The sequence below is a fragment of the Pseudomonas sp. PIC25 genome (assembly GCF_002286785.1).
Classification (GTDB): Bacteria; Pseudomonadota; Gammaproteobacteria; order Pseudomonadales; family Pseudomonadaceae; genus Pseudomonas_M.
The window spans coordinates 1-5,406 of the sequence record NZ_MUJY01000042.1 but is presented as its reverse complement, the minus strand read 5'-3'; the positions used below and the strand labels follow the sequence as shown (position 1 = coordinate 5,406).

At 49.6% G+C, this 5,406-nt stretch carries 2 protein-coding genes; both read left to right on the top strand.

Annotation, left to right across the window (positions count from 1 at the left end):
* The first annotated feature begins 86 nt into the window (after nucleotides 1-86).
* The gene (locus BZL41_RS28345) at nucleotides 87-3,935 is read left to right on the top strand and encodes a hypothetical protein (protein ID WP_218224406.1); all 3,849 of its coding nucleotides are present in this window, start codon (nucleotides 87-89) and stop codon (nucleotides 3,933-3,935) included.
* Between the two features lies 1 nt (nucleotide 3,936).
* Nucleotides 3,937-5,286, top strand: coding sequence for a hypothetical protein (locus BZL41_RS03870; RefSeq protein WP_143518016.1), 1,350 nt, complete (start codon nucleotides 3,937-3,939; stop codon nucleotides 5,284-5,286).
* Nucleotides 5,287-5,406: the final 120 nt, after the last annotated feature.

The following is a 5,406-nucleotide window of genomic DNA, read 5'->3' as shown; positions in this document are numbered from 1 at the left end:
AGGCGGAAAAAGACAACCCGGACCTGGACCTGAAGAAACCCGAACCGCTGTACGCCTGGCAGTATCGACCGGAGTTGCAGTTTAGTTTGTATGAGTTGACCGTCGATTCGATAAAAAGGACGGAGTTCGATAGCTCAGTAGCTCAACGAATAGACCTGAACAAGCCGGCTTTGACGGCTACCGACAAACTTGTTGAGTTTGTTTACAGTCTTTTGCAGAACGAATTCCAGCAAATCTCCCCTATAGATATGAAAGGTGAACGGGAAATGATCCTGGCTATGGGAGAACAGGAGGCCAAGGTCAAAATAGGAACTAATCAAACCATCACGTTCGAAAATATCGACCATCTTGCAGCTTTGGATCGGGATGACTTTCTAAGTATTCGCCTGTATGCAAACAACGATGTTGGCAACATCCTGTGGGAGTGGGCGTTCGAGCATATGCTTGTCATTCCTTTACCCTTGTCGAATGGAGGAACGGTCAAGATAACTGCCGATACGGCCGCAGAAGGATTTCAATCCATAGAGGGGTTGGTATTACGACCAGAGGATAAGGAGGCCGAAAGGCCTTATACGATGAGCTGGTCCGTTCAAGGAAACGGTTCTCTCACAAGTACCGGTGAAACCAACACATCGGGATACTTTTTCACTGCACTGAAACTTCCTACGACGGCCAAGCAGAGAGTCAGTGTTACGGCCCATTTCAGAGAGCCTTACGATCTTAAAGTCCAGTCCGCGACCTATGAAATCATCCCTGGTAAGCCTTATGAGATTACCCATACCTCTTCTGGTAAGACCGTAATTGGTGGTTTAGGTGGGGTCGAAATGACTCTAACCGTTAAGGACCGCTATGGAAATCTAGTGGCGGACGGAACACCCATAGGCGTCAATGCCACTGATATGCGTATTGAAGGGGGCCTTGCGACGGTTAATGGCAAAATCACGATCAGGGCGATTGGTGATAACTCCCCCGGCACTAAAACACTTACTGTGACAGCTGGAGATGTTCAGCAGAGTATTCCCGTTACTGTGGAGGATGTTGCACTGGTAGTCGAGGCACCCTCAGACCTTGCGGTCGGAGGAGGTGGTGATGTAACGATTAAAGCTGAATCTCCCTATGGGGATCTAACCGGGTTACCCATTCAGGTCACCAGTCTGCGAGGTGTGGTCGAGCAGAGCGACGTAAAAATTGCCGCTGGCAATTTGGTTAAAGTTCGTTTGAAGGCTGGCGATTTCGAAGGAGCCGGTAAGGTCATTGCACGTATTAATGACAAGCTCTATGACAAGACTTTTTCCGTCAGGCCCCAAGGTAATGCTTTGCGGGTATCCAACAGACTCTTGGTCAGTAGCCGTATAGGCGCACCGGCTGGCGCGGAAGGTTTCAGTGCAGAAACGGATGTATTGGTTCCTGGCACGGTGGGGGAAACGGTTTCGATCGATTTGAGAGATTACCTCAAGCCCAACCTATTACCTATGGCGTTCTGGGGACTACAAACGCCCGCCATTGACGGCCGTTTTTTTGATGATGAATTTGGGCGAGAGCTGATTGGAAGCAAGATTCAGGTACAGAGCATCGGCTCTGGAAAAGAGAGTAACTTCGTCGTCTTTAGCGCGCCCGACAACCGTCTTGCACTGGCTTACGACGACGCATTCGCTCGAACCGATAATGTTGGGCTCAGCTTGGCTTTTAATGCCGACCCGGCTGCTTTTGGGCGTGGCCTTGTAGAGTTCCCTGCTAGCGGCATCAAGATTGAGTTGACCCCTGCCGGTGTGGTCAAAGTAACCGTTCTCATGGAGAACACCACGCGGGAGATAACGACCGCGGCGATTGAGCCGGGTACTTGGCATCGTCTGGGCGTACACGTTATCGATCAGAACCTGATCGTTCAACTGGATGAACATATTCAGAAAGTGCCATTGATGGCTCCGCTCCAAGGGAAGCAGGAACAGAACGCCCTAGTTATCGGCAATGGATTTCAGGGCCGGCTGAATGAACTAGGTCTTTTTGATTGGTCTCAGGCCCCTGTGTTGCAGCTCGCCAGCGGCGGCGAACAGGCTGCTGCCACGGTTGGTGCGGATGGATTGGCCAGATTCCGGTTGATCTCCAATTTCAGTAATTTGATGGCACTTCGGGAGGACCCTAACAAGGGAATACTCTTCAGTATCAGCCAAGTGCTGGTTGCGCACGCTGTGGCTGCAGACGATACAGCCGCCTGTAATCCGGTACCCACGGATAGCTTGATCGGCACGGCGGAAGCGTTCCTCAAATTTGTAGTGGATTGTCAATTACAGAAGAAAATTCGCCAAGCTGAAATTAAGGTTAGAACAGCGAGTGGTGTGCTGGAAACCGCAGTTGCCTACGCCGAACTCAGTACATTGAAAACCCTGCAAACGCAGTTAAATGTTGCGGGGACATCGATGATCTATTTGGCGCAGTGTGTCGAAGGCATCGTGACCGGAGGCACCGATAGTATGGCTAGCACCGTCTGCGATTTTGTGGCCAGCTTGCTATTGGTTGGCGATATCCGGGACTTCGTGATCCATGGTTATTACTTTTATACCGACAATACGGAGAAATTCGATCAGGCAACGTATGTATTCGCCGGTCTGGGAATAGTCGGTACGCTGGCCGAGTTGACCGGTGCCGGGGTTTCGGTTGATGCCGTATTGGCCGGGGGCAAGACTGCTGCCAAAGTCATGAAGGGCAGCAAGGTGCTTACGAATCTGGTCAGTTATCTTGATGCAAAAGTGCTGAATGGGGTATCAGGGGCACGTACGGCAGCATTGAAGAAAGTAATTCCCATACTCCAAGTGGTTGCTTTCGCTGCGTACGAGGGCGGCGCGATAAAGGATTTCCTGGTACAGGCAGTGGATAGCGTCGATGATTTCGATATCTGGGTCAGTTATACATACTGGATGATCGAAGAAGGCGCCATTAGTGCCGTTACGATGACACAAAGCTCGACCCTGGACCGATACGTCGCCTTTTTTGTCGGTGCGGCCTATGCGGTAGGTGTAGACGATATTCTGAAGAACACCTCGGTAGCAGCTTTTATCAAAGTCCTTAAAGAAGTGGAGGAAAAGACCAAACCCTTTAAATCCAAAAACAAGGTGGCAGCCCACTTTACTCAAGTCATTGGTTTTCTGGTAAAGGAGCGAGGCGGCAATCTGGATGAATTGGCGAAGAAATCACCTGACTTGATGGCGTTAATTGCGGTCTATGCTCGTACCGGGACGGAGGGGCTGGCAGCTTTGCGCAGAACCCCCTGCACCCCTTCCGATTGTTTTGGAGGAAAAACATTCAGCGAGTTCGCTCAAGAGTTCTATAATCTGGAACTGAAGTTCTCGAAAGGGGTAGATCCCCAGAATTTTTCGAAGGTATTAGAGCAAATTGGCGCTTTCGCTAAGGATAGCTATGATCAAGCACTGATTTTTGTTGCCAGAGGTGGTGCGGGTACGGTCCGGGTTGCGTCGAAGAAGTTCACCCGGGAGGGGGATGAAATTCTAGGCTTTGAAATAGGCCTATCCGAAGCCACGCAAAAGGCCTTTGGCAAAAGGACCTATGATGTTGTGGTCAAACGCGGTGGGGTTGACTATTTTGTTGAGGTGAAGTCTTGGAATAGCCATATCGCACTGGATCGAATCAAAGCCTCCCTGAACTTCAATTTGAAGAAGGATGGTACCGATGGTGCGCCTGGGCAGTTGATGAAAGATTTGGGTACCTATCTAGGTTCGGGCGGGAATAAGAATATTCGGTGGGAATTTTCCGACGAAGGTATTGGGCGGGAAGCATTAATCAAAGCTGTTAGAGAAGAGATCATTTCTAATGATAAATATAAAATCTATTTGTCCCAGAAAATGGGTGGTCGTGATTTTAATCTGATACAAGCGGAAGTGATGGGTGCTGTTGAGGCTATTTTAAAAGGTGTGCCGTAACATGTTGATCTTTAGTTTTCCACATGCGTATTCAGATCTGAAACTTGGCGTGTTGAGTTTTGTTAGTCGGTTGGGTTGGTTGCTTGTTGCGAAAGAAAAGATTGAATTGGTTCCCCGGAGAAATAATTTATTTCATCACATGGGCAGTGTGTGCGAGGAGTTTGATGTCTTGGATTTGTCCGCGGGACGGTATTTATTGCGCTATAGTGGAAATGATTTAGTATTTGAGTCGTTCGGTGCTCCAGTTGTAGGTGGGAAATTTCTTCTTCGTATAGAAGCGGATGCGAATTTAAATATGGAGGCCGTAGCGATGACCCCTAAGGGTGAAGAGCTCTATCGAGCACCTTATCAGCACCCGGTATACATAGGAGATTGTCATCTGGCTCTAAGTAGTGATACTGAGTGGCGCGTTTTCGATATGAAGGGGGAAGTAGTTTTTTCCATCATAAGACCAAGAAGCGATCGTAATCGCGGCGAGGCGCGTTTTAGTAAGCCACTGTTCTTTTTCCCCTTGGGGCTTGGAGAGGAATATGAGGTTTACGACGTGGAACGGGAGCGAGCAACTGGTGTTCGGCGGTTCAATGGAGCCATCCTAGCCGTGCTGGATTTATCAGATAGTAGCGTGTTGGTGGCAGATTATGTAGGTATACAGCGTTTTCAAATAGTGAATGGCGAGTTTGAGATTTCGCCCATGTATGTATTCGAGTCACCGGTCAGCGAGGAAACTCGAGTTCTGGCTTGGGTCGATGATCGGAATGCATATTTTGCGTTCGATATTTATGAAGCGCAAAGTCTCTTGACGCTGCCGCTGAACGGCGAGCCGGTACAACGGCTCTTGTTCCCTGCTGAGTGGCGGATGGATGATGGCGATTACGGTTTCAAAGAAGGATTTAACATACTGTCGTTGGCTCGGCGCTACCATACTTTCGACCGTGCGAAATTAATCTGGGCACCGGAAGAGACGCTTAGCCAAGCCTCATTTTATTTGGATATGTCCAACGATATAGAAATCGAACAGACCGCTTCGGCCGTCAAGGGCAAGCATGGCTACTGCATACGGGTGAAGGATAAGTCGGTCAATAAAGCTATTCGCTCGGCCGCCAGCGAATTGAGTCGTCTTATTCATGAAACCTGCGATCATCCTTTGGGGTGGGAAGGTAACATTCTGGATAAAAAATTTGATGGGAAGTTTCATGTGGAAATTCACTCGCCGGACAAGCCCAGTGAGTTCGAACGGGAATATCTCGTCAATTTCGTAGCGGAGTTTCGCGATAATCTCTATTTTAAACCGGCCAAGAGCAAGGCGAGCTTGGCAGTCGAAGTGGTGTGGAAAGAGTGGAAAGCCGCATAGGGTCGTTTTACTGATATAGGCTGGCCGACACCCTGCGGCGCAAGCCCGACGACCAGATCTACGGCGCGCTGCCGGGCGTACCGGTGACCCTGGGCGGGTTCATCACCGGGGGCTACGCGT